18 protein-coding genes are annotated in these 25,925 nt (G+C 41.5%); 7 read left to right on the forward strand and 11 right to left on the reverse strand.

Going from position 1 to position 25,925, the window contains the following annotated elements:
* Window positions 1–7 precede the first annotated feature (7 nt).
* The gene (locus RMZ41_RS24060; protein WP_322639991.1) at window positions 8–3,301 is read left to right on the forward strand and encodes an efflux RND transporter permease subunit; all 3,294 of its coding nucleotides are present in this window, start codon (window positions 8–10) and stop codon (window positions 3,299–3,301) included.
* Between the two features lie 330 nt (window positions 3,302–3,631).
* Window positions 3,632–3,910 carry a hypothetical protein gene (locus RMZ41_RS24065; protein WP_322639990.1) on the forward strand — a complete coding sequence of 93 codons (279 nt, stop codon included), beginning with the start codon at window positions 3,632–3,634 and terminating at the stop codon, window positions 3,908–3,910.
* A 440-nt stretch (window positions 3,911–4,350) separates the two neighbouring features.
* Here the strand turns inward: RMZ41_RS24065 and RMZ41_RS24070 are convergent, their stop codons facing one another.
* Window positions 4,351–5,454, reverse strand: a complete 1,104-nt coding sequence (locus tag RMZ41_RS24070; RefSeq protein WP_322639989.1) for an FAD-dependent oxidoreductase — start codon at window positions 5,452–5,454, stop codon at window positions 4,351–4,353.
* A gap of 166 nt (window positions 5,455–5,620) precedes the next feature.
* The gene (psbQ, locus tag RMZ41_RS24075) at window positions 5,621–6,088 is read right to left on the reverse strand and encodes a photosystem II protein PsbQ (RefSeq protein WP_322639988.1); all 468 of its coding nucleotides are present in this window, start codon (window positions 6,086–6,088) and stop codon (window positions 5,621–5,623) included.
* Window positions 6,089–6,453: 365 nt separating this feature from the next.
* On the opposite strand from psbQ, the gene RMZ41_RS24080 reads away from it, so the two are divergent.
* Complete coding sequence (locus RMZ41_RS24080) at window positions 6,454–6,882, forward strand: hypothetical protein (protein ID WP_322639987.1); 429 nt, start codon at window positions 6,454–6,456, stop codon at window positions 6,880–6,882.
* A gap of 243 nt (window positions 6,883–7,125) precedes the next feature.
* Here the strand turns inward: RMZ41_RS24080 and RMZ41_RS24085 are convergent, their stop codons facing one another.
* The 6 genes from RMZ41_RS24085 to RMZ41_RS24110 form a co-directional block, all read right to left on the reverse strand.
* Window positions 7,126–8,616 (reverse strand): catalase, encoded by a 1,491-nt coding sequence (locus RMZ41_RS24085; protein WP_322639986.1) that lies wholly within the window; start codon window positions 8,614–8,616, stop codon window positions 7,126–7,128.
* A 339-nt stretch (window positions 8,617–8,955) separates the two neighbouring features.
* Complete coding sequence (locus tag RMZ41_RS24090) at window positions 8,956–10,329, reverse strand: alkaline phosphatase family protein (protein WP_322639985.1); 1,374 nt, start codon at window positions 10,327–10,329, stop codon at window positions 8,956–8,958.
* 15 nt (window positions 10,330–10,344) lie between these two features.
* Window positions 10,345–11,571, reverse strand: a complete 1,227-nt coding sequence (gene eboE / locus RMZ41_RS24095) for a metabolite traffic protein EboE (protein WP_322639984.1) — start codon at window positions 11,569–11,571, stop codon at window positions 10,345–10,347.
* Between the two features lie 147 nt (window positions 11,572–11,718).
* Entirely contained in the window at window positions 11,719–12,651 is a 933-nt protein-coding gene (gene eboC / locus RMZ41_RS24100) for a UbiA-like protein EboC (RefSeq protein ID WP_322639983.1), read from the reverse strand.
* A gap of 74 nt (window positions 12,652–12,725) precedes the next feature.
* The gene (locus RMZ41_RS24105) at window positions 12,726–13,634 is read right to left on the reverse strand and encodes a TatD family hydrolase (protein ID WP_322639982.1); all 909 of its coding nucleotides are present in this window, start codon (window positions 13,632–13,634) and stop codon (window positions 12,726–12,728) included.
* Between the two features lie 106 nt (window positions 13,635–13,740).
* Window positions 13,741–14,604 (reverse strand): EboA family metabolite traffic protein, encoded by an 864-nt coding sequence (locus RMZ41_RS24110; protein WP_322639981.1) that lies wholly within the window; start codon window positions 14,602–14,604, stop codon window positions 13,741–13,743.
* A gap of 616 nt (window positions 14,605–15,220) precedes the next feature.
* Here RMZ41_RS24110 and RMZ41_RS24115 point away from each other — a divergent pair.
* Window positions 15,221–16,429, forward strand: a complete 1,209-nt coding sequence (locus RMZ41_RS24115) for a 3-dehydroquinate synthase (RefSeq protein ID WP_409875879.1) — start codon at window positions 15,221–15,223, stop codon at window positions 16,427–16,429.
* A gap of 410 nt (window positions 16,430–16,839) precedes the next feature.
* On the opposite strand, the gene RMZ41_RS24120 is transcribed toward RMZ41_RS24115, so the two are convergent.
* The gene (locus RMZ41_RS24120) at window positions 16,840–17,538 is read right to left on the reverse strand and encodes a YdcF family protein (protein WP_322639979.1); all 699 of its coding nucleotides are present in this window, start codon (window positions 17,536–17,538) and stop codon (window positions 16,840–16,842) included.
* 309 nt (window positions 17,539–17,847) lie between these two features.
* On the opposite strand from RMZ41_RS24120, the gene ctpB reads away from it, so the two are divergent.
* The 3 genes from ctpB to RMZ41_RS24135 all read left to right on the forward strand — a co-directional run bounded on the left by ctpB (window position 17,848) and on the right by RMZ41_RS24135 (window position 23,255).
* The gene (gene ctpB / locus RMZ41_RS24125) at window positions 17,848–19,188 is read left to right on the forward strand and encodes a carboxyl-terminal processing protease CtpB (RefSeq protein WP_322639978.1); all 1,341 of its coding nucleotides are present in this window, start codon (window positions 17,848–17,850) and stop codon (window positions 19,186–19,188) included.
* A gap of 145 nt (window positions 19,189–19,333) precedes the next feature.
* Window positions 19,334–20,323 carry a glycosyltransferase gene (locus RMZ41_RS24130; protein ID WP_322639977.1) on the forward strand — a complete coding sequence of 330 codons (990 nt, stop codon included), beginning with the start codon at window positions 19,334–19,336 and terminating at the stop codon, window positions 20,321–20,323.
* Window positions 20,324–21,260: 937 nt separating this feature from the next.
* Complete coding sequence (locus RMZ41_RS24135; protein WP_322639976.1) at window positions 21,261–23,255, forward strand: EAL domain-containing protein; 1,995 nt, start codon at window positions 21,261–21,263, stop codon at window positions 23,253–23,255.
* A 103-nt stretch (window positions 23,256–23,358) separates the two neighbouring features.
* On the opposite strand, the gene RMZ41_RS24140 is transcribed toward RMZ41_RS24135, so the two are convergent.
* Together RMZ41_RS24140 and RMZ41_RS24145 are read right to left on the reverse strand one after the other, a co-directional pair.
* Window positions 23,359–25,554: a transglycosylase SLT domain-containing protein gene (locus RMZ41_RS24140; RefSeq protein WP_322639975.1), complete on the reverse strand. Its 2,196-nt coding sequence runs from the start codon at window positions 25,552–25,554 to the stop codon at window positions 23,359–23,361.
* A gap of 180 nt (window positions 25,555–25,734) precedes the next feature.
* On the reverse strand, window positions 25,735–25,925 hold a 191-nt coding region (locus RMZ41_RS24145; protein ID WP_409875876.1), incomplete at its 5' end, for a hypothetical protein.

Below are 25,925 nucleotides of genomic sequence, written 5' to 3' on the forward strand. Positions count from 1 at the left end.
TGCCTGTATGATTTTTTCGATCGCGAATACCTTCATCAAACGCCCGGTATTAACTACCGTTTGTACCCTACTAATTCTGATTGTTGGTGGCGTGTGTATTCCATTGCTACCGCTCAATTACTTGCCAGATATTGCGCCAATTCGCGTTCAAGTCTCAGCTTCTTATACTGGGGCGGATGTGGAAACTGTCGAAACTGCGGTAACAACTACGCTGGAACGACAAATTAACGGCGTTGAGGGATTGCAATATATGACCTCAAACAGTTCAGCAGGTAGTAGCCAAATTTCAGTATATTTCGGTTCACAAATTGATAAAAATATTGCCCAGGTTAACGTTCAGAATCGTCTCGCCCGTGCTACGCCTCGTCTACCGACAACTGTGCAACAATTCGGTGTGACGGCGCAAACATCTTCTACTAGTATTTTGTTAGTGTATGCTCTTTATCCCCAAAATAATGAGTATGACGCGCTGTTTATTAGTAACTATATCGATCTGAATTTGCGCGATCAACTACTGAGAACGCCAGGAGTGGGGGATTTAACAATTTTTGGCGAAAAACAGTATGCAATGCGGTTATGGCTCGATCCGAATGCACTGGCAAGCCGAAACTTAACTGTGGCAGATGTCTCCACAGCATTGCGATCGCAAAACATTCTCGCAGGAGCCGGAACGTTAGGTCAATCACCTATTCCTCCAGGTCAAAGTTATGAAATTCCGTTGCGAGTCAATGGTCAATTCCAAAATGCGTCAGATTTTGAAAATCTAGTCATTCAAGCGGGAAGTAATGGCAGTTTAGTTAGACTCCGAGATGTCGGTCGTGCAGAACTTGGCTCGGAAACTTACAGCAGTAATGCTAGAAATAATGGTAAACCAGCCATTGGGATAGCGATTTATCAGTCACCTGGTAGCAACGCCCTGGATGTTTCAAAAAATGTTCAGGCTCAAATGAATGAGTTAATCAAAGACTTTCCACCAGGCTTAAAGGCTGAAATTGTCTACGATACCGTTGGATTTGTGCAAGCGTCCCTTGAAGAAGTGCTAAAAACACTAGTTGAAGCGATCGCTCTTGTGGTACTGGTGATTTTTCTGTTTCTGCAAAACTGGCGTGCTACAATTATCCCCCTGGTTGCCATTCCCGTTTCACTGATTGGGGCGTTGGCATTCGCTTATGTGTTTAGATTTTCGTTGAATAATTTGACGTTATTCGGCTTAATTTTGGCGACAGGATTAGTTGTTGATGATGCCATTATCGTGGTTGAAGCGATCGCCCGCAAAGTTGAACAGGGAATGCGACCACTTCAAGCATCAGTCGAGGCAATGGATGAACTTAGCGGCGCGGTAGTTTCAACGTCGCTAGTATTGATGGCAGTCTTCATCCCGGTGGCATTTTTCCCAGGTTCGACAGGAAAAATGTATCAGCAGTTCGCGTTAATTATTGCTTTTTCCATCGCCATCTCGACCTTTAACGCGCTTTCCTTTAGTCCGAGTATATCTGCAATTTTGCTCCGTCCACCTCAACCTGCACGCGGGCCACTTGGTTGGTTTTTTGGTCGTTTCAATCAAATTTTACAGTGGATTATTGACAAGTATTTAGCGATCGTGAATTTTTTAATTCGCGTTCGTTATGCGGTAATTGGATTATTTGTGGTTGGTTTAGCTGCAACTTACTTTATGTTTACCCATGTTCCCACCGGGTTTGTTCCGAGTGAAGACCAGGGAATTGTCTTAGGGATTATTCAAGGCCCAGATGGAGTTGCTCTCAACTATACCGATCGAGTCATAGAAAAACTCGAACAAATTCTCGAAAAAGAACCAGAGGTAAGTAACATTTTCGCCACTTCAGGATTTGGTTTTGCAGGTAGTGGCTCAAATCGCGGCGTGTTCTTTGCAAAACTCAAGCCGTGGGAAGAACGCACTCAACCCGAACAAACTGCCTCTGGAGTCTTAGCTCGAATAAATAAAGAATTTGCAACGATTCCAGAAGCTATTATTACCGCCGTCAGTCCTCCACCGATTCAAGGCTTTAGTACATTAGGGGGATTTGAATTACAGCTAGAAGACCGTACTAATGGACGATTGACAATTGATGATTTTTTCGCAAATGCTCAAGCAGTGATCGCCCAAGCAAACCAAAAACCGGCGCTCAAAGGTGGTGTTTTTACTCAGTTTACTGCCAGTACACCACAATTTGAAATTGACTTTGATCGCACTCGTTTAGAAGCACTTAACATCGATTTCCAAGAAGCCGTCTCCACACTGGGGGCTGCAATTGGCTCTCAGTATGTTAACGATTTTACCTTGGGACAGAGGACTTACCGCGTATATGTTCAGTCAGATGCTAACTATCGGCGATCGCCAGATGATATTCGGCGGCTTTATGTGCGATCGGCAAATAACCAAATGATTCCATTGAGTGAGGTTGCAAAAATTACACCCACTACAGGCCCATCTGTAATTTCTCATTACAACGGTTTCCGCGCGATCGATTTACAAGGCAGAGAAGCATCCGGCTACAGTAGTGGACAAGCAATTCAAGCAATGCAGGAAGCGGTGAGGGAAGCAGCAACACCAGGAGTTGGTAGTGACTGGATTGGAACCGCCCGCGAAGAATTAAGTGCAGGTAACTTAGGAATTTTGATTTTCGGCTTCGGGATCATTATGGTATTTCTGACGCTGGCTGCTCAGTATGAAAGTTATATCGATCCGGCGATTATTTTGTTGACTGTACCGTTAGCGTTGTTGGGTGCATTGAGTGCCTTGTCATTGCGCGGTTTGGTAAATGATGTCTACGCGAACGTCGCGTTGGTAATGCTGATTGGACTGGCATCAAAAAACGCGATTTTGATTGTCGAGTTTGCCAATCAAGCCCTTGAACAAGGTATGACAATTCGACAAGCAGCCGTAACCGCAGCCCAAGAAAGGTTCCGACCGATCGTGATGACTTCAAGCGCCTCCTTGCTGGGATTTTTCCCCCTGGTAGTCGCCACTGGAGCCGGTTCTGCTTCGCGCTGGTCATTAGGAACAGCCTTATTTGGCGGGTTACTCGTGGCGACAATTTTGAGTTTGCTGATTGTTCCAGTGCTGTATGTGATCATCAAGACCTTGGAAGAGCGTTTCTTGAAGAATAAACCTACTAATCGCTCCCAACCACCATCGCCTGATGGAAACCAAGATGGAAAATCAGAAGCGATGCCTTCTCCTGTTGGAGACGGTGCGCGAACAACGAATGCTCATCAACATTCGCCTATAATTATCAGGCAAAATGATGACGATCGCAGACGTAATGATTCTAATCATTGAAAAAGAAAATAGGGTATATAGCAATATTAATTTGAATGAGTAGGGTAGGACAGCTAGCTGTTCCAATACTGCTCGGGTAAAGCATTTTTAACTCGGAATTGGATTTTGGTAAAAGGTTAAAGGGTAAAGGTTTTTTCTTTCCCTTTTCCCCTTCCCCTTTTCCCCAAAACCCGACAAGTATTACTAGCTGTCCTACCCTACTCTATGCAATTGCTCTGTCTACTATTACAAGAGGTAAAGATTAAGTTCCAACTTTAGAAACCACTGAGACAATATACATAGAGTAGTTTCTAATAGTTCACCAAAATTATAAGCATTGGAGCAAAGCAAATGAATGCTAGATTGATCGCTTTCTCTGGCTTTGTCACAGCATTTTTGGGTGCAGGAATTGGTTTTATTACTGCTGGTTTACTTCCTTGCCCTTACACGAGTCAAATGTATCAAAACTTGGAGCAAAAATACGCCCTTGTGGGTGCAGTTGCTGGTTTGCTGATTGGTTCTAGTCAGGAAATGATTAGAGAACTCAAGCAAGAACGCGATGCGGAAGAAGACTTGCTCCGGGATTTGAACAAAGCTATTCACTCAAGTACAGATCAAAAACATTACTAATCTGTCACTATAAGACATCGTTATTGTTAAAAGCTTTCCTACACAACAACACGCTACTACTGTGGAAGAAGTTGAAGAGTTGCGCCTAGCTAAATCTAGATAAGTAGTATAGGAATCCGGTTTGATTTATGAAAATATCTGTAGGATGTGAGCGCAAAAAGTCCGGCATCAAACCCGTGATAATAGTGCGTTACGAACTCCGTTCTAACACACGCTACAATACCTAATTTCGTTCAAAAATCAAATAGTAATCCTATAAACCTAAAGAACTTGTAACAGGTAATAAATTTAGTGGTATAGCACAAGTCTTGGTGGTTAGGACATCAACAGATGATAAAACTTAGACACAAAAAGACTTTTCACCCAGTCCCCAGTCCCCAGTCCCTTGCTATACCAACTTACTTAGCATCTAGAAATAATTAAAGTCGAGACAGCTAGGTTTACCTACTGCTTAATCCCCGATCGCTAATCATCTCTCGAATTGCATAAGCTGTAGCGGGTGCTAGTAAAACGCCGTTGCGATAATGTCCGGTAGCTAAAAGGATGTTACTAAACCCTGGTAATTTACCAATAACTGGGGCTGGACGGCCTTCAGGACGGGGACGTAACCCCGACCAAGTGCGGAGAATAGTTGCTGTGGCTAACTCTGGGCAAAATGCGATCGCTTGTTCTCTAACAGATTCCAATAATTCTTGATTTGGCGCTATCTCATCACCATTGCTAGGAAATTCTACTGTTGCACCTACCCAATAATCTCCACCGCCTACAGGAACAATATGGATATCGTTACCCGTTATCGCTGGCTGAAAGTCGGGATTGCCTAATGGATGCCCTAGACGCATTTGCAACGCTTGCCCAAGTACGGGGCGGATATCAATTATCTGATTTAATTTTGCTGTTAGTGATGTAGAACCTAATCCTGCTGCAATTACAAACCAATCTGCGGTTATTTTTCCTTCTGTAGTCTCAAGTTGATTGCAAAATTCCGGTGTTGAGGTTGGCGCATCCAAAACAGCCACACCGAATTTGAAAGTTACACCGTTTTGCTGGGCAGCCTCAACTAAAGCTAATGTGAGTGCAGTTGGATCAAGTTGACGGTCTTGGGGAGAATAGACAGCGCCAATAATTTTTTCACAATCAACTTGAGGACAGATATTCTGGAGTTTAGCCGTGTCCCATATTTCTAAATGCCAGCCTTGAGAGTGGCGAACTTCTACAAGTTTTTCCCATACTGCTAAATTCTCCACTTCCAAACCCAGGCTGAGAATTCCCTGGCGATTAAAAGGGATTTTGCGACCTGTTAAAGCTTCTAGTTCAGGAATCAAAGTTTCATAGCGTTCGATGCTAGTTTGTCGCATCTGCCAAGCTTTGCCCTTGATTTTTTGACTGATTGCGCCCATCAAAACCCCAAGTGCCGCGCCCGTGGAAGCTTGGGCTGGTGGTTGGCGATCGCAAACTGTGATTTTTAGCCCTTTTATTTTACTCAGTTCATAAGCGATCGCAGCCCCAACTACACCACAACCGATAATAACTACATGACTCATTGTTGTTTTGAGGCAAAGTGGGAGAGATGGGGGACAAGGGGGACAAGGGGACAAGGGGACAGGGGGACAAGGGGAAATTATTAGAATAAGTCTCTCCCTTGTCTTCTCCCTCTTCCTTGTCTACCTTGTCTCTTCTTCATCCCCCTCAAATCATCTTAGCTTGCGCTTAACTTGCCTCTGCTTCGCTGCTGGTCTTAGGAAGCAGTTGGAGAAATTTGTCAATCTCTGCGAAAGCAGCTTGGGAGTTATTTAAGGCAACTAGAGGATTACCAGCACTAGTAGCTTTATCAAGCTTAACCAGATCGTTAAACAAATCTCGCGTTATTTGACGTGCTTTGGGTTGGTCGTTCGGTAGAAGGTTGGGAGTGACATAAGTCAGGTTTAACCTTGCTTCTGTTATGGGGCCGTGTATAAAGTTACGCACATTGATCCAATCACCCTTTTTAATTAGGGTTGTCAACTCATCTGAGCGATCGCGCACAGCCTGAATTTCAGGAACATAAGCCTGAATTTTTTCAAGTTGTACTGCTGTGTAAGTCGGAGGTGCCACCGCAACACCAGGGCCACCACAACTAATCAGGAATGTGGCCAATAGTACTAGAAACAATGAAAAAATCGAGCGTTGACGCACCATAGTATATTGAACTTAATTGCTTTTTGTTTACCCATTCACAGTGTCATTTTAGATCGCTAGCGCAGTTAATCGTTCTTGTCAGCCAAGGATTTTGCAGAAAATCTTGATATTTTCTCCAAAGAGCAGAGTTTCATCTGCTTTTAAAGATTTTTTTAAGTACAATTACTTAATAGGTGTTAGCCAGTCCCAATAAGAAGCGATTTTTAGCTTCTATTAGTAACTAAGATTGTTAGGGAAGTATGATTTAGAGTTGCTAAATCTCAAAGGTATTGATAAGCTGAAACACCAATAATATAAGCCTTCTGGCGGTTTTTCTGTCTTCACATCCCCGAAGATGCCGACGCAATATAGAGGAGTGTTTTTTAGTGAACGCAGCTGAACAGGCAACGAACCTTGAACTCGCCAGCAACATTGCTACAGTGGTTAATTTGTTCAAATCTGAGTTTCCTGATGCCAAATCCGATCTCAAACCCTGGAAAAATGACCCGGAAACTAGGGAGTTAGTCGATCCAGATTCTATAGATATTGGCTTTCACTTTCCAGGTATTAGCAAATCTTGGCGAAGTCGCAGTATTTTAATTCAAATCCGATTTTATCAAGATCCAATCAATAATTCCCGCCGTGCGATCGGCGTGGAGGTAGCTGGATTCGATCATCGCGGTGAAGCATGGCGACTTTCTACTGTAGAAAACTGGAGTGTTGTCGGCGCATCTTCACCTTCTGATGAAATCGAGGATAAACTCAAACAGATTTGCCGACAGATTTTAGAAATTTTTAATAAACAAAGTGATTGAAGAAGGCAGGGCAATAGGGTTTGGTTAAGGTTTTTATGATGGAAATTACTAAATTCCAAAGACGCGATAAATCGCCGTCAAGACGAAAAAATGATTACTGTAGAGACGGCGATTCATCGCGTCTCTTATCTTGGCGATTCATCGCGTCTCTTATCTTGGCAATTCATCGCGTCTCTTATCTTAATTTAATCCGCGGAGGTGGACTATTTGTGTGTCCATATCCGCGAATTCTATTTCCCCTGATTAGATGCCTACAGGTTGAGCGATAGCAGGAAGCATTGAAGGATCGATTGAAATCCCTAATCCTTCAGCTACACGACGACCATAAGAACCATCCGCCCGGAAGAAGTGGCAAAGTTGGCGCATTTGGATGTCCTGTCTCGCTTGAGAGAGACTGCCGACGATATTTTTAGCAAGACGCTCTTGCTGCTCAGGAGTTAGTAACCGATACAAATTACCTGCTTGGGTGTAATCGTCGTTTCCTTCACGATGATTGTAACGATCGACTGTGACATCGCCCAAATGGTTAGGTGGCTCTGCATAAGCTGGATTTTCTTTGGGCGTACCCTCAGCACTATTGGGTTCATAGTTAGGAGCGCTACCGTGGTTGTTCCCCGATGCCATGAAGCCATCTCGCTGATAATGCATCACTGGACATTTGGGCTGATTAACAGGTAGTTGCTGATAGTTACCACCCAAGCGATACCGTTGAGCATCTGGGTAAGAAAAAATTCGAGCTTGCAGCATTTTGTCTGGAGAGAAACTAACGCCAGGAACCACTGCACTAGGGCTAAAAGCGGCTTGCTCTACTTCGGCAAAATAATTCTCAGGGTTACGATTTAGCTCTAATATCCCGACTTCAATTAGAGGATATTCTGAGTGCTTCCAAACTTTGGTCAAGTCAAAGGGATTATCTGGATGTTTGGCTGCTTGCTCCTCAGTCATCACCTGAATACACATCCGCCATTTGGGATAGTCACCTTGAGCGATCGCTTCAAACAAATCGTGAGTCGCATGATCGGGATCTTCGCCCTTAATTTTGGCTGATTCTTCCTCAGTTAAGGTTTGATGCCCTTGCAGCGTCTTAAAGTGAAATTTACACCAAACGCGATCGCCTTCAGCATTAATCAAACTAAAGGTGTGGCTACCAAAGCCGTCCATGTGGCGATAGGTTTTCGGAATTCCCCGGTCTGAAAAAAGGATCGTTACTTGGTGAAGCGACTCTGGACTGAGCGACCAAAAATCCCACTTTGCATTCTGGTCTTTGCAATTGGTTTGAGGATTGCGCTTTTGGGTATGGATAAAATCAGGAAACTTGAGGGGGTCGCGGATGAAGAAAATCGGGGTATTGTTACCTGTAATATCCCAATTGCCCTCTTCAGTATAAAACTTGATGGCAAAACCTCTAGGGTCGCGCTCGGCATCTGCTGAACCCTTTTCTCCCCCAACTGTAGAAAAGCGCAAGAGAAGTTCCGTTTTCTTTCCAACTTCAGAAAAAAGTTTAGCTTTACTGTAGCGAGTGATGTCATTAGTAACAGTAAAAGTACCGAAAGCAGCCGCACCTTTAGCATGGACAACTCTTTCAGGAATACGTTCTCTGTTGAAATGAGCCAGCTTTTCTAAGAGGTGGAAATCCTGCATTAATACAGGGCCACGCGCTCCAGCAGTGAGTGAGTTCTGGTTATCACTAACAGGAATACCGTCAGCAGTTGTCAAGTTTTGGGGTTCAGTCATAGATAAAGAAGTTCTCCGTTAAGTTCTTGAGATTGCCAAAGTAAAATTTAGCCAACAGATAGGCGGTTGCCCATTAATGGAGCTAATTAATTCATAGTCATAACGAGTTCATATACAAAGCATACTCGATATGACTTTTAATTGCCACCAAATTGTTTTGTCTTTTTGGAATCTGTTACCATTCATAGTTATGCATTAATGTCAACCTTAAGCCTGGGTAAAGTTGATTCGCAGCTAGACAAACAAAGTCAGCCTACATGGAACAAAGGGCTTGAGCAACTGGTTTAACCCACGGAAGTGGGTAAAGTTTAGTGTAGACCTGGTTTCTAACCGCCGTCTTTACTGATTTAAATGTTTGAGAATCAACGAGCAAACATCTGTGGCCTCAATTCGATTTTCCTCAACTAAATGAGTTTGATGGGTGATAAATAGAGGCCCTTCATCAGAAGAAGTGGTAACGTTACCGTGAGAACCACGAACTAAGGAAGCATCCAAAGGAATCACATCCATTAAGTAGCGGAAACCCAATTGTTTCTTAAGCAACTTGAGAGCAATTTTCCCTTGAGGAAATTTAATCTGTGGATCGAGGAAAAGTTCTACAGGATCGTAACCAGGTTTGCGGTGGATATCTACAGTTCTAGCAAAATCAGGCGCTTTTGCGTCATCAAGCCAATAATAATAGGTGAACCAAGCGTCAGTTTGAGCGATCGCTACCAACTCCCCCGATCTAGGATGATCGAGGTGGTAGGCTTGTTTACCCTCTTCATCCAATACCTGCGCTACGCCTTCAGTCGCTTCTAAAAGCGATCGCACTTTCGGGATATATGCCGGATCGTTCACATATATATGAGCAATTTGGTGATCGGCGACAGCAAAGGCAATGCTAGCACCAAAATCGAGCAGTTCTCGTCCCAATTCTTCTCGTATAGCAATTAAACCATTTTCCCGTAGTACGCGGTTTAAATCCACAGCTTTAGAAACTGGGGTAATGCCATACTCAGAAAGAATAATTACCTGAGTGTTGCGTGCTTCAAAATATTCAATTAAATCACCACAAACAGCATCAATTTCTCGCAAATCAGCTTGAATTTGTGTTTGATTGTTACCAAATTTTTGCAGACAGTAATCTAAATGTGGTAAATAAACTAGTGATAATGTCGGGCTGTAGCGTTCCTCAATCCATTTTGCAGAATTGGCAATCCATTGACTAGAACTAATGGTAGTTTTTGGCCCCCAGAAATCGAACAGAGGGAAATCACCTAAATCAGATTGAATTTGCGATCGCACATCACTAGGATGGGTATAAATATCAGGTAATTTTCTCCCATCTGCGGGATACATCGGGCGCGGCGTAATTGCATAATCTACTGAAGAATACATGTTGTACCACCAAAAAAGGTTGGCACAAGTGAAAGTTGGATCAATTGATTTAGCTATTTCCCAAATTTTGGGAGACTGGACTAATTTATTAGATTGTCGCCAAAATTTCACTTCACATTCATCGCGGAAGTACCAACCATTAGCAACAATTCCATGTTCATCAGGGAATTTTCCTGTTAAATAAGTAGCCTGAACCGAACAAGTAACAGCAGGTAAAACTTTTCCAATTGACGCTACCTGGCCTTTCGCAGCCCAAGAAGATAAAAATGGTGTGTTTTCTCCTAGTAAACTGGGCGTTAATCCCACAACATTTAGAACAACAGTTTTCTGCATGAAATTAATTTCCTTTTAATTTGCGGCAAATTCTTTTAATACCCATTCATACTCGCGCTGAATTGAAGTTAGTAAATCTATCTTCATTTCTGATGGCAATACATCCCAAGTGTAAGTCTCAATTTCTAAATGCGAACAAGCATTATTTGCCCGAAGTAGATGCAAAACGGTGGCGATATCATCTTGCGTAGACTGCAAAATTTGATAGTCATGAATAAAAATTGGGACATGAAAATGAGTCCGCCATTCTTCAGCTAGAGATTGCTCTAAATGTGGTAGTGCAGTTATTAAATCAGGATAGTGATGGAGTGTACCATCATTGCGACGTTCTATTACTTGGTGAAGATAAGTAGATTCAGCAAAAGGACGTAAGCGGTCAACTATCAAACTACGCCTTTCAATCTCAGCAGGTATTTTTAATTTAATTGCAGCGCTGATTTGAATTTTGCCAATCTTAATGCCTACTGATTGTAAACGCGCAAATACAGATTGCGGTTCCTCATATTCAACTGAAAAATGGCAGGTGTCATAACAAACTCGAACGTGTTCTAGCAATTTAGTTTCTGCTAGATGCTGTTCAATATTTAATTTTTCTGATAAGTAATTACCGCCAATTGGCAACAACCAATTTTGATAAAAATCAATTACCTCTGATGTATTTTCAATTAAGCCATCAGGTTCAGGTTCTAAATCAATATGTAATATCTTTCCTGTTTCTTCGTTAATGCGAATCATCTCTAAAGTAACTGATGCTATGTTCAAACAACTCTCTTTCAGAACTACCTCAAAAGTTGCTTGGTCTTTTTTCCACCAAGGTTTATAAGATAATGGCAGTGTAGAAATTCCGCCATCTAATTCTTCGGGTAACAGAACAGCTAAAATTTTTGCCAAGTTTAATGTATAATTAACCCGTTCTTGTGTAGACCAATCTGGTGCATAAACTTGGTCTTTTACAACCTGCCGATGGAATCCACCATAAGGAAATCCATTTAAGGTGAAAACATATAAATTATGCTGGGTTAGCCATGCTTGGAATTTAGCTAAATTATTACTTTGTAAAAGTTCTGTTGCGGCAATATCTGCTAATCTTAAGCCAATACCAAAAGCTTCGGTAGGTGATAAACGTGACTTGAGTTTGGGAATATAGTTTTCTAAATTAGCGAAAACCTCTAGCCAGCTTTCACCAGGATGAATATTGCTGCAATAAGTTAAATGAAAGTTGCCATCTTTTGTAATTTTCATTTCCTAGCTTTATTCCTTATATATGTAATCTGTTTTATTTGGCGTAAACTATTTCACAAAATACTTGCTAGATATTCATAGTTAGGGGCGCACATATATGCGCCCCTATAGCCTATTAATGCTATTACTGGGTGTATACATTCAAATTTAAGTAACAGCAAATACTTTTGCTAACTTCATCGAAATGGGTAACAAGATTAGAACTAATAAACCGTAATACAAACCAGCAAAACCAGATGCAACGGTTGCATCTAAGACTATTAGAGATAAAACACCTATTTTCACAGCATTTCTGATGTTTTCGGCTATCGGTTCCAGCGCCGCTTTGATAAAATTAGGTAAGATTCTGATAGCTAAGAAAATAGCGAATGGTAGGGCTGCGATCGCTGTATAGTCTCCTAATAGCCCTAAAGCTAAAACTGCCGTCAAAACTATTGCAATCAGTAATAGTGCAACTACTCCCGTAATCTTCTTACCTCCGTGAACTTCACCCTGGCTAATTGCGGTAATAGCAGCAATATAAAGAACAGGAATTAGTGCTAAATACCAACGTTCTCCAATGATTGCGGGTACAGCACTTACGCCTAATAATAAATTACTACCACGGCACAAACCCATATTTAAAGGGCCAAAAAAAGGATGATGTTTGGCGAGTGAATCGTATAGGAGAGAAGAAAGAGTGATGAATGTAGCGATCGCAGCACTCAAGGCAGATACTTGAAAAGCAGCTATAATCCCGATGGCAAAGAGTATACTCCCCAACAAAGCAGCATTTTGACGAGATACGCGACCACTAGGAATTGCTCTATTTGGTCGCTCTTTTGCATCTAACTCTGCATCGAAAACATCATTAAAAACTATACCGCCGCCGTATAAACCAGTTGTAGCTAATAACAACCAAGCTAATGGGATTAAGATGACAAAACTTGCTTCCCCATTGATTAATTGAGCCAAAATCATCCCAGAGCCAGATGCAGCAAAACCGACAAGAATATCCGCCCAAGCAGTAACAATATTAGCAGGACGCATCAATTCCAGATAACCCCGCCAGCTTTGCAAATTTAAGCTTGCAACATTCATTCGCCTGTCTCCGTGCCTACTAATTTCTCAAAATAAGATAAAAATCTCTTTTGCAATACTCAATGCCCAATTCTCTACTCAATCAATACATAATCTGATACTGATTTGATTCCAGGTTCTTGTCCCCGCAATACAGAATTACCATTGAACATTTGGCGCTGATCGATAGATTGGGGATTGAGCCAGTCTGACGCTTTCATCTGTCCAGTTTGACTGTAAGCAGCTAAGGCATTTTCATAACAAACTGCTTGTACGTGTTCTTCAGGAATGCCTCTATCTAACATCAACTGAGCCGTTTTCGGAACTGCCAAAGGATCGCTGATACCCCAATCAGCGCTACTATCTACAATGATGCGATCGCATCCATACCTACGGACAACTTCTACCATTCTGGCGTTACCCATCTTGGTTTGGGGATAAATCGTGAAAGCCGCCCAAAAACCTCTTTTTAATACTTCTTCAACGGTTTCCTCGTTGTTGTGGTCAATAACTACTTGTGATGGGTCTAAGCCATATTCAATACAGCGCTCCATACTCTGAATCGCACCCGCTTTCTTATTGCGATGGGGGGTATGAATTAGTACCAACATATCGAGTTCTTTAGCTAATGCTAACTGTTGACAAAAGTACTTATCTTCTGATTCTGTCATGTCGTCGTAGCCAATTTCGCCAATAGCAACAACACCTTCTTTACAGGCATAAAGTGGCAACAGTTCTATCACTTCTGCTGCTAGTGCCTCGTTGTTAGCTTCTTTTGGATTTAGACCGATTGTACAGTAATGTTGAATACCAAACTGACTAGCACGAAATCTTTCCCAGCCTACAAGACTACTGAAGTAGTCTTTAAATGTACCAGCATTGGTTCGCGGTTGTCCTAACCAAAAAGCTGGTTCAATAACGGCGACAATACCATATTCTCGCATTACTAAATAATCGTAAGTAGTACGGGAACACATGTGAATGTGAGGATCGATAAACATCATGGTGTGGTTTAATAATTGGGCATTGGGAATGGGGAATTGGGAATTGGGAGGAGAATAATAACTCCTAACTCCTAACTCCTAACTCCTAACTCAGCAGCACTCAGCCTCATTTGTGGCTAAAACTGCTCCAAGTCAGATTACCTTGTTGAATGGATGACTGTAAATCTGGATAACGGGAGAGTAATGCTTGTGCTTGGGGTAGAAGAGACTCAGCACAAGCTAATGCTGCTGCTTGTTGCTCGTCTATATCCCCATTAGCTAATACTTTTTCCAAATCTGTGATGATTGCGCTATCTGCAAACCGCCCTACAGGTCGCCAAAGTTCTGGCGTAACTGAACGTTTAGCCGCCCAACGTTCATGGGCATAGTCTGCTAACATCCTCGCCAATTCTGGGTTAGCACGCCGATCTAGTCCCCAAATTAAATGCAACGGACTGCCGACAAACACGGCCTTTAGCACCATCTGATTCCAAGCAGCATCATCCAAATAGTTTGCTGGATAAGGATTACGTAGTGCTATGGCTTGAAATACATTACTCATATTGCTGCGAATTCCCTCAGCAGTACGGTGGCGATGTGACTCTGGATGTGGTAATAGAGGCAAACTTTGATAAAGGGCAACTAACTCTCCCATATCGGCAGTAGAGAAGACTCGATCGAGCGATCGCACATAGCCCTCAGTATCATCGTGGGGCAAGGCTAGAAGCAAGAGTGTGCGGCCTGCCTGATCCACACTCCAATTACCAGGATACCAACCGGGAATCACATCTTCTGCGGCTTCCAAGTCCTGGAATGTTAGCTGCAAATCCTCTTTACCTAAATAACGCGGTACAGAACTAAATGCCGTGAAAAAAACTTTTTCGGCAGCACCGCTAGCAATCTGTGCCTGTTTCTGCTCTAACCAAGCCAAGCCTGGAGCAGAAACAGACTTTAACAGCCAGTTGTGCAGTAAATTCTTTACTTTACTCATGATGAATTTCAGGAGAAGTTGCCCAGCTTTTTTGTGACAACCTAAGTATAAAATTTACCACTAAACTTGATATTTTGTGATTAAAGCGCCTGGGTAATATACTACTTGTGTCAGAACTTCACGGAATCTATAAAAATATCCAATTTTCAATAAGATACTGTAAAGATATGATTTTAATTAGATAAATCTCAAGTTTATCTAACAAATAATTTCTAGAATTCTTATGTAAGAATGATATTTGTTGCCAATATTTAAGATATAAAATCTTCATATCAATCAAATTGTAAATTAATGTTATTTTAAAATTTATTTATTAGACTAAAAGCAATTAATAGATATAATTCTCTAGGATCTAGAGGACTACTATTTGATTTTTGAAAAGATATGTAGGGTGTGAGCGCAAAGAGTACGGCACCAAAGCCTTAAGAATGGTGCGTTACGGCTTACGCCTAACACACGCTACAAATACTTAGATTTTTTAGAAATTAAATATGATTCCTATATATTTGTTTTAGGAGCTATATCATATGTTAATTTTTTCATTGAATTAATGTATTGATTTCGGCGTTATTTTTATCGTATTTAATCGATTTATAGTTAGTTAAAAGTTCCTGATATCACAATGGCTATTCAACAAAAAAACACTCTCAATCTACAATCAATTAACCAATGTATCCGCGTCACTTTTAATTACGACGTTCACTTCACTAGAGGTCTTTTGCAGTTACATAACCCTTTACTTGCACAAGTAATTGCCGCAGAAGGAGAGAGAACACCAAAACAAGTGCTGGCAGTGGTAGATGGAGGATTTTTGCAACATCACGATGGGTTGCTAGAAAAATTATCAGTTTATGCCCAGTCTTATGAAGATGTAATCACCTTGGGCGGTGAGCCAATAGTAGTTACAGGGGGAGAAGCAGTCAAAAACGATTCTAGATTTATAGAGCAAATTCATCAGCGAATCAATGCAATTGGATTATGCCGTCATTCCTACGTCTTAGCAATTGGCGGTGGAGCCTTACTAGATATGGCGGGATATGCAGCAACAACTGCTCACCGGGGAATTCGGCTGCTACGAGTACCGACAACAGTATTGGGGCAAAACGATTCAGGCGTAGGAGTAAAAAACGGAATCAATGCTTTTGGCAAGAAAAACTTTTTGGGTACATTCATGCCACCTTATGCTGTCTTGAATGACTTTGATTTTCTTACTAGCCTTAACGATCGAGATTGGCGATCGGGTATTGCAGAAGCGGTGAAAGTAGCACTGATTAAAGATGCAGATTTCTTCGATTTTATTATGACTAATGCCGAGAAATTAGCTAATCGAGATATGGAAATAATGGAAAGGCTAATCTATCGCTGTTCGCAGTTGCATTTAGAGCATATTGCTGGTAGCGGCGACCCTTTTGAAATGGGTTCATCGCGTCCTTTAGATTTTGGACACTGGGCTGCTCACAAACTGGAGCATTTAACTAATTACAGCTTACGTCACGGTGAAGCTGTAGCGATTGGCGTTGCTTTGGATACGACCTATTCATATCTAACAGGGCAACTTTTACAATGTGAATGGCAAAGAGTTATTAATACACTTAGTAAATTAGGCTTTACTTTGTACATATCAGCACTTACAGAACAATTAGATCAACTAGATCATCCCCATTGTCTATTTCGAGGACTTACCGAGTTTCGTGAACACTTGGGAGGACAATTTACAATCACCCTTCTACAAGGAATCGGACAGGGGATAGAAGTACACCAGGTAGATTTGTCTTTGTATAAAGATGCTATTTTGATGCTACAAAATTGGCAACTTTCGCATTAATTCTTCTTTGGCTACAATTAACAAAATTTCTGCCAAGAAAGGAAGCCTATCGCATCAGACATACATACACTTACAAAATGCTTGTAATGTGATTCTTTTATCCAAATAAGTATATTGTTAGGACTAGCCCTAATTCCTATCTACTTTATCGAAACAGAATTCAGGAGTCATTCTGAATTCTGTACGACTGGCGGATAGCGCTAGCGTCTCGTAGAGAGTGCCTTGATTTTGACCGGAGCTAACGGAAACGTTTCCGGCGCTACTCATTACTCATCACTCATCACTCATTACTCATTACTCATTACTCATTACTCATCTTGATTTTGACCGGAGCTAACGGAAACGTCTCCGGCTCCGCTCCTGTTAGCAGATAGCTATGGTTTAGCCCATTCTGACTCTTGAATTCTTCTTTAACTTCTTAACCCTCCTTGGTGTTCACAATGAAAACCTTTATGCTCCCAAGCTTGCATATCTACTTCGGCAAGCTTTGTCACATTTGAGCATTCTGGTTGAATGATTTGACTTAACATCGCCCAAAACAGGCTGCGCGTTAAATCTAATCCAGTTTTGGCCCAAGATTCACGATTCCCAGGAATACCCCATTCCTCAACAATCTCTGGCTCTACCCAAATACCATGAGCGCCCAAGAGAATCTGTGCCATCCATTTAGCTCTGGGTAAGTGGCTTGGTGAAGTAATCAACATGACTTTATGCACTCCCCAACGCCGGAGAATTGGAATACCATAATAAAAATTTTCAAAGGTAGAATTCGCACATTTTTCTAACCAAACGTTTTGTAACTCTACTAATTCCGGCTGAAAAATTAACCATATACAGGGATCTGGGGAACCATGAGAAATTAAAACTGGGGTTTGTGGATATTGTTTTGCTTGTTGAGCAACATAGGTTTCTCGACGAATGCTGCCACCAAGGACTAAGAAGGCATCTACTGGCTGTGAATAAGCAAAAACTAAGGTTATAGTAGTAAAAATCAGCCAAGTGCCCAAAACAAAGTAAAATACACCAGTTAGTTTTTGTAACAATTGCCACAGATTAGTGAAATTTTTTTTAATAGAAATTAACGATTTGTTGGTAAATTTACGTTTCATGACTTCGGTAAGAAAACCTGATTTAATAGCTGTCTAACAAGGCTGCAATTAAGCGATCGAAGTGCTATCTTATAAAAGTAATGAATAAGTACAAACATGACGCTAATCAAAGTGTCACATGTTCAGTATAGCCTTCCGGAGACAGCTAACAAACTGAGAAATGGTTGTTAATAATGCAGCATCTTCAGCATCATTGAACAATACAAATGATGAAGAGAGCATAACTGAGTTTGGGGTATAAAAAGTTAAAATTTTCTGGAAAGCCTGATTGCTAAACTGTCAACAACACAATTATTCCAGCTAATATACATGAACCAATCTGCGAAAAGTTACTCGCCGCTCCAAGTAGCCTTGATTGGTGGAGCGATCGCCACTACTGCTACAATATCTGTGTTCGGCCCCGCTTGGACTCGTGCTGTCCGTGCCTCTCTAGCTTTACAAGACAGCCCAAAAGTCATAGTTGACCAGGTGTGGCAACTGGTGAATCATGAATATGTTGATGGCAAATTTAATCAACAAGATTGGCAAGCAACCAGGCAAAGCCTGTTAAGCAAAGACTATTCTTCCCGAGAAGAAGCATACACTGCCATCCGCGAAGCTTTACAAAAGTTGGGAGATCCTTACACTCGATTCATGGATCCCAAACAGTTTGAAGCCTTGACTAGCCAAACATCTGGGGAAGTATCTGGTATTGGCGTTCGAATGGAAGTAAACGAAAAAACTCAGCGCCTCACTGTTGTCGAAGCCATAGAAAATTCTCCAGCATTAAAAGCTGGGATCAAAGCAGGCGATGAAATTTTGGCAATTGACGGCAAATCAACTCTCAAAATGAAAGTGGATGATGCTTCCAAGTTAATTCGTGGCAAAGCTGGTAGTCCCATCAAACTACGGTTGGGAAGGGCAGGGCAAAATGCCTTTGATTTAAAGCTGACTAGAGCAAGTATTGAAGTACCAACAGTACGTTATACCCTCAGACAAGAAGGGAATCGCCGCGTTGGTTATATCCGTCTGCGGGAATTTAGCGCTCATGCCGCAGACCAAATGCAACGAGCTATCCGCGATTTGAACACTAAGAAAGTTGATTCTTATGTTTTGGATTTGCGGGGAAATCCTGGCGGGTTGTTACAAGCGAGCATTGAAATTGCTCGGATGTGGTACAATGATGGCGGAATTGTCAAGACAGTAGACCGTGTGGGCGGTACTGAAGAAACTAAAGCTAATCGTACTGCCCTAACTAATCGTCCCTTGGCAGTATTAGTAGATGGTAATTCAGCTAGTGCTAGCGAAATTCTCACCGGGGCACTTAAGGATAATAAGCGGGCAGTTGTCGTAGGTGGTCAAACCTTTGGTAAAGCCCTAGTACAGTCAGTTCATGAACTTGCAGATGGTTCCGGCTTGGCTGTCACCATTGCCCATTACTACACTCCAGCAGGAACAGATATTAACCATAAAGGCATTGCTCCAGATATCAAGCTAGACTTGACAGAGGCGCAAGAGCGGCAGTTAGCTTCTAATCCCGATTTAATTGGAACTAAGAGCGATCCCCAATATGCTCGCGCGATCGCAATTTTATCAAATAACAACTTTGCCCAGCCTCCAGCAAATCAGCCCACTCGACCGATGAGCCGTGCCGATAGCCTGAAATTTTAGGTCAATGTTTTGTTAACAGGTGTTTATATATTAAGTAGTATTCCCAAATCCAGATTTTTGGAGTTACGAAAACTGCTTAATATAGCATTCTAGGATTTTGGTTTGGGAATACTAACTAGTAATCTCAAACCAAAATCTCAGATTTATGAATCATCAGTTAGTTGATGCAACCACCGCCACCAGCCTTTTACCAATGGTTTCGGTGGTTGTTCCTATTTATAACGGTGAAGCGGATTTACCAGATTTAATCAATTGTCTGTTGTCTCAAACTTACCCGAAAGAACGGGTAGAGTACTTGTTGGTAGACAATAATAGTAGCGATCGCACTTTCAGCATCCTCAAAACATCTGCTGAAAACTGCCCAATTATAATTCGCCCCTTGAGCGAAAACCAAATTCAAAGCTCCTACGCTGCCCGGAATACAGGGATTCACGCTGCTGTGGGGGAAATTATAGTTTTTACTGATGCTGATTGCCGTCCCCAACCACAATGGTTAGACCGATTAATTCAGCCTTTTGTCAATCAAGAAGTGGTAATTGTCGCTGGAGAGATTTTGGCATTACCAGGCACAACTCTGCTAGAACAACATGCAGATCGTGAAGAAACTTTGTCGCAAAAGCATACCCTTAAACATGCCTTTCGTCCCTATGGACAAACTGCTAATTTAGCGATTCGACGCATTGCTTTAGAAAAAGCGGGTTTATTTCGTCCCTATCTTACAACTGGTGGCGATGCCGATATCTGCTGGCGAATTTTGGGAGAAAACATCGGGCGTTTAGAATTTGCCCCGAATGCGATCGTTCAGCACCGTCATCGCACCACACTTAATGAACTGCAAAGTCAATGGCGACGCTACGGGCGCTCAAATCGCTATCTGCACGAATTACACGGTGTAGATTTGATGCGAGAGATGACACCCAAAGAATACGCCTATCGTTTGGCACGTTGGTTATTGAAGGAAATACCAAAAGATATTAAAAAGGCGTTGACGCAGCCCACCGCAGGTATCAAGGGTCAAGCTACCCTTCTAGATTTATTAAATACTCCCATTGGTTTGTTCACAGCGAGGGCGCGTACTGCTGGGCAAAAACACTCCAAGTTGCCAGAAAATGCCAAGATAATTGATCGGTTATAAAAACTCCTTGCCTCTTATCTACTAACCCAAGTAAGTCAGTTCATAAATCAAAGCAGATTCCGATAAAACTTACGCATTAATAGGAAGAACCACATCTGTTGTAGGAGCAATTCAAGAATTACCTCTACACGGAGGATTTATTTACCGTCAAAGAATGATTACTAAAAACCTGAAACGGCATACATTATTTATATTGATACACAATGTGATTATAGGAATCCGGTTTGATTTGGAGAAAATATCCATAGTAAGGCATCAAACCTGTGAGAATAGTGTGTTACGAACTCCGTTCTAACACACGCTACAATACCTAATTTCGTTCAAAAATCAAATAGTAATCCTATATTTTACACATTGCGTAAGTTATAATAGCATCCGCAAGTAAACTAAGCAACATAAATTACCAACTTCCTGAATCTATCTAAAGAAGTATATTAAAAAATAGAGAAAGCAAATATGCTGTTATTGAAAAGCTATTAACTTAAATAAATTGCATTTACAGCTATTTTCAAGTAAATAAACCACGTCGTAGGGGCCTAAAGCCTTGCGCCTCTACGACAGGTGTGGTTCAGATACTTGAATTCTGCTGTAAGCTCGATTTATCTATTTTTTCGTAACGCAATACTCCTGCCAAGTCGTTACATTAATACTATTTCTGAAATATTTGTTTGTGCAATGCAAGTTTTACTATTAACTTCATTGATAATCTTTGACGGAGAAAATATTTACTATAAAGCAAGGCTTTTTACAGAATAAAGAAAATTGAGTTATTACTTTTGGATAAAGTCGAGTTAAAAGTATTTTTAAAAAGTTTCAAAACATATAATTATACTGTTCTGATTTAAGTTTAATGCGATAAAAATCAGAATTTAACCTCGAATGATATACTTTGCTGTAATAACGGTGAGAGTAAAAGACATTTTAAAACATCCTGTTAATGAGTAATATGAGCGTGGATGTATTTAGTCAACAGATAGAGCAATTGTACTCACAGGTACAGGGACTATTGCAATGCAATACAACTAAGGCAAACTCACAACAGCAGATCATCACAGAGGCTTTCGAGCAACTAAATATCGCAATAGAAGAACTTTTAGCAGCCTCTGAAGAATTAAAGGTAACACGAACGGCAGTAGAGAAAGAACGCCAGCGTTACCAAGATTTGTTTGAGTTTGCTCCAGATGCTTACTTGGTAACTAATACCCTTGGCACAATCCAAGAGGCTAACCATGCAGCAGCAATCTTACTAGGTGTCCAGCAGAAGTATCTAGTAGGTAAACCATTAATTATATTTATTGCTCAACAAGACCATGAATACTTTAGCTCTCAAATGATCAATTTTCAAAAACAACTGACTTGGGAACTGAATCTAAAACCAAGGTACAGCAAGCCTTTCATGGCAATGATTAAAGCATCTGCGGTATACGAATTACAAGGGGAGCATGTTGGCTGGCGTTGGCTACTGTACAACATCAGTGAACGCAAACAAGCTGAAGAAATGTTGCATAAAGCTTACAGTGAGCTAGAAATACGGGTGGCGGAACGGACAGCAGAATTGGTAAAAGCAAATCAAAAATTACTAAATGAAATTACAGATCGTAAACGCGCTGAGTCACAATTACTACACCTTGCGTTTCACGATGCACTAACTGGTTTGGCAAACCGCGCTTCATTTATACAGCGCCTAAAACATGCGATAAATTATTCAAAACGGCATTCAGATTATACGTTTGCTGTGCTATTTATCGACATAGATCGATTTAAGGTAATCAATGACAGTCTTGGACATTTAAAAGGAGATCAATTACTGCTTGCGACTGCAAATAGGCTAAAAGTATGTGTACGCTCTATAGATACAGCTGCAAGGCTTGGGGGAGACGAATTTACAATCCTGCTTGAGGGAATCCAAGATGTGTCAGATGCCTTCATAGTAGCTGAACGGATTCAACAGGAACTGGCATTACCCTTTAAGCTTAACGGACAAGAACTGTTTATAACTGCAAGTATTGGTATCGCATTGAGTTCGATAGTTGACTATGAACACCCAGAAGAAGTGTTAAGAGATGCTGATACAGCAATGTACCGAGCCAAAGTGCTAGGCAGAGCGCGTTATGAGGTATTTAACTCAGATATGTATGCTAATGCTCTGGCAAGATTGCAGTTAGAGACAGATTTGCGCCGAGCAATTGAACACGAAGAATTTCGGGTTTATTACCAACCGATTGTTTCACTCACTAGTGGCTCTATTTTAGGTTTTGAGGCTCTGTTACGCTGGCAGCATCCAGAGTATGGTTTGCTTAATCCAGCCGATTTTATTCACCTGGCAGAAGAAACTGGACTAATTTTCTCCATTGGTAGATGGGTGTTACATGAAGCCTGTCGGCAGATGCAAGCTTGGCGAGTGTGCCATAATTCCAACTTGTTAGAAAAAATCAGTGTCAATCTCTCCCTCAAGCAATTTTCTCAGCCGGATTTGATTGAGCAGATTGAGCAAATTTTGCACTCAACTGGTCTTGATGCTAGCACTCTAATGCTAGAAATTACTGAGAGTATAATTGTAGCAAATGGGGATCGAGTAACTACCACACTTCTACAACTTCAAGAGATGGGTATTGAGTTATCAATCGATGACTTTGGTACAGGCTACTCTTCATTAGGTCGTCTTTATAACTTTCCGATTAGTGTATTAAAGATTGACCGTTCTTTCATCAGCTTGATGAGTGCAAATATAAGGAATGTAGAAATTATTGAGATAATTGTTAGCTTGGCGCACAAGTTGGGCATGGATGTGTTAGCCGAAGGAGTAGAGACAAAAGAGCAATTAGCACTTTTAAGAAAGTTGAATTGTAAATATGCTCAGGGACATTTTTTCTCAGTTCCATTAAACAGTTCAGCAGCAGAGGCATTTTTTATGAAAAATCATCGTTGGTAAAGGTAGTTCATAAATTGTTTTTATAAATGGGGACAGAGGACAGGAGGAAAACTGAGTCGCCCACAAGGGGCGAGACTTTAAACCTTTAATTCATTGCATAAACTTACTGGTTCGGCAATTTGGGGTGTGTATTTGAGTATTTTGCTACAATGCCAGAAATCTCAGGATTATAAAGTCTCAAATAATTCCAGTAGTTGCCAAATACCTGACGCACATAATTTTTGGTTTCATCAAAGGGAATTTGTTCAACAAACTCATCTGGATCTTGTGTAGTTAGAGTTTGCAGCCATTTGGAAACATTACCAGGGCCAGCATTGTAACTAGCGATCGCCAGCAACGAGTTATTATTATATTGGTCATGGGTATGACCCAAATACCATGTACCCAGCATGATGTTATCGTTGGGATTTTCTAGATTTATTGTTTTGAAATCCACTTTGATTTGTGGCGCAATCCATTTAGCTGTACTTGGTAACAACTGCATTAAGCCAGTAGCATCAGCGACGGATTTGATTTTTGGCTCAAACCGTGACTCTTGACGCATCAAAGCGGTGACTAGCAAAGGATTGAGTTTACGCTCAATAGACCACTTTTCAATCTCTCGGAGGTAGGGAAATGGATAACGCGCTTGCCAATAGGTAATCTGTTTGCTCAAACTCTGGTATTGGGTAAGTTCAGCTGGTGTTTCCCGGTCTTCCAATTTAGAAATTTTGTCAATACCGATGAGATTTTCTCCCCTTACCATCCGCACTAACCCTTCAGTAAATTGCTCTGCTACCGTTGGCTGAATTTTATTCTGAAATTCTGTCTGCCATTGTAACCAGGCATCGCGGTCTTGACCTAGCAGATACAATTCTTTAAAAGTCTCGGAACCAGCTGGTGGTAATGAACGCTGGGGTGTGATGACTTCCGGGTTCATGACGCGCACGTTGTCAAAGTTACCAACATTTAGCCCTAGCATGGTTGCGGCTCGCCATGCATAGTAAGAGTAGGGAAACTGACTAATGACATACTCATAAGCAGTTTGAGATTCCTGTTGTTTGCCTAGAGAGGCTGCCCATTTACCTACCCAAAAGCCTGCTCTGGGAGCTAAGATACTATTGGGATTGTTGGTGACAATTGGCTCTGCCCATTGCCAAGCACCAATGTAATCTTTAGCATTGGCTTTATCTTGGGCGATTTTCCAACGGTACTCTGCCGCTTCATCGGAATTGCCGTATTTGGCTATGAGTAATTGCCACGCCGTGCTAGCTGACTTTTGATCCTTGAGGGTTTGGAGAGTTTTGGCTTTTTGTACCAGTGCAGTAGCAGCTTGTTTAGGGAATTTACTAATTACCTGGTCAAGATAAGGTAAGCCATCTTTACCTGTTTTTGCGGTTTCTGCTAATCGCAATAGTGCAGTCCCAGTTTCTTCAGTATTAGGAAATTGCTGCACCAATTGTTTATAAGTAGCGATCGCTTTTTCTTTATCTTTGCCCCCTATCTGTAACCCTCGTGCAGTCCGGTAGAGATTGCGCGATGTTTTGGGCGCTTTGGCATAAGCATTTGCCGCTTTCGGAAATTGACTATTTTCCCAATAGCTTGTACCAATTAGTTCCCAATCTTCGGGTTTTAAGGCGGGCTGTTTTACTAGCTGATCCAAAACGCCCACTATGCCTGGTTGATCGTAAGCATAAGTAGCCAAAATCAATTGTAAATTTGGCTGATTAGGATTTTCTTGCAAGCGTTTGCGAATAATTTCCCAAGTTAGAGGATTGGAAGGAAATTGAGCGATCGCTATTTCTTGTTGCTTCGGTTGGGCAATCAGATATAGTGCTTTCACCGAAGCTGCTTCTTTAGGATACCGTTTCAGCACGCTTTGTCTAAGATCAGAAGCTTTGCCGTCTTCGCCCAGGATATCCTCTGCCTGAGCTTGTTTCAGCAAAATGTAGGGCGCGAGAACCGAATAATCTTTATCTAATCCTTGAAGTAAAGCCAGGGCTTTTTGGGCTTGGGTTCTTTCAATGTAATCACTCGCCAAAAGATAACGAGCGCGGTTTCGGTCTGGTGAAGGCGATTGCCCGGCGATCGTTGCTAGTTTGGCCGCCCGTTCTGGCAGAGATTGTGATATCAGTGGAAAAACGACTGATTGGGCAATACTACCATCAGGTGTTGGCTCTGTCTGATTCTTACTCAGTTTGAGCCATTGTCCAACGGTTTTACCAATCTGAGGTGCTGATACCATCGCCCCGGCTAAAAAGGCAAAGAGTGCCGCACCTGCAATTATCGAAATTTGCTTTTTTTGTAATTTCTTCAGCATGAATACCCGCTGAAAAGTCCCGATGAATTTCCTGAAACTTTAACACTCCTAGCCATCAGTATTACCAATTTTTAATTTTAGATTTTTAATTTTATGTACAAAAATATTAATTTTCAATCCTACAGTCGATAGTACTGATGGCAATCTACATATCAAATACTATTACATCTATCTTTAGTATTATCTTTCTGAAGGGCGATCGCTCTTGTAGGATGTGTTAGCGCCAGCGTAACGCATCACCCAAATCTTGCTATAGCAACGTCTCCATTCTTTAGGCAGTGCGATCGCCCGATCTTGTAGTGGACTGACACAGCTAAAATGTTGCATTAGAACTAACAGATTCCTCCTCCTCAAAAACTGGATAAAGATGT

Origin of the sequence: Nostoc sp. DedVER02 (assembly GCF_034530675.2) — a bacterium.
Taxonomy (GTDB): Bacteria; Cyanobacteriota; Cyanobacteriia; order Cyanobacteriales; family Nostocaceae; genus Nostoc.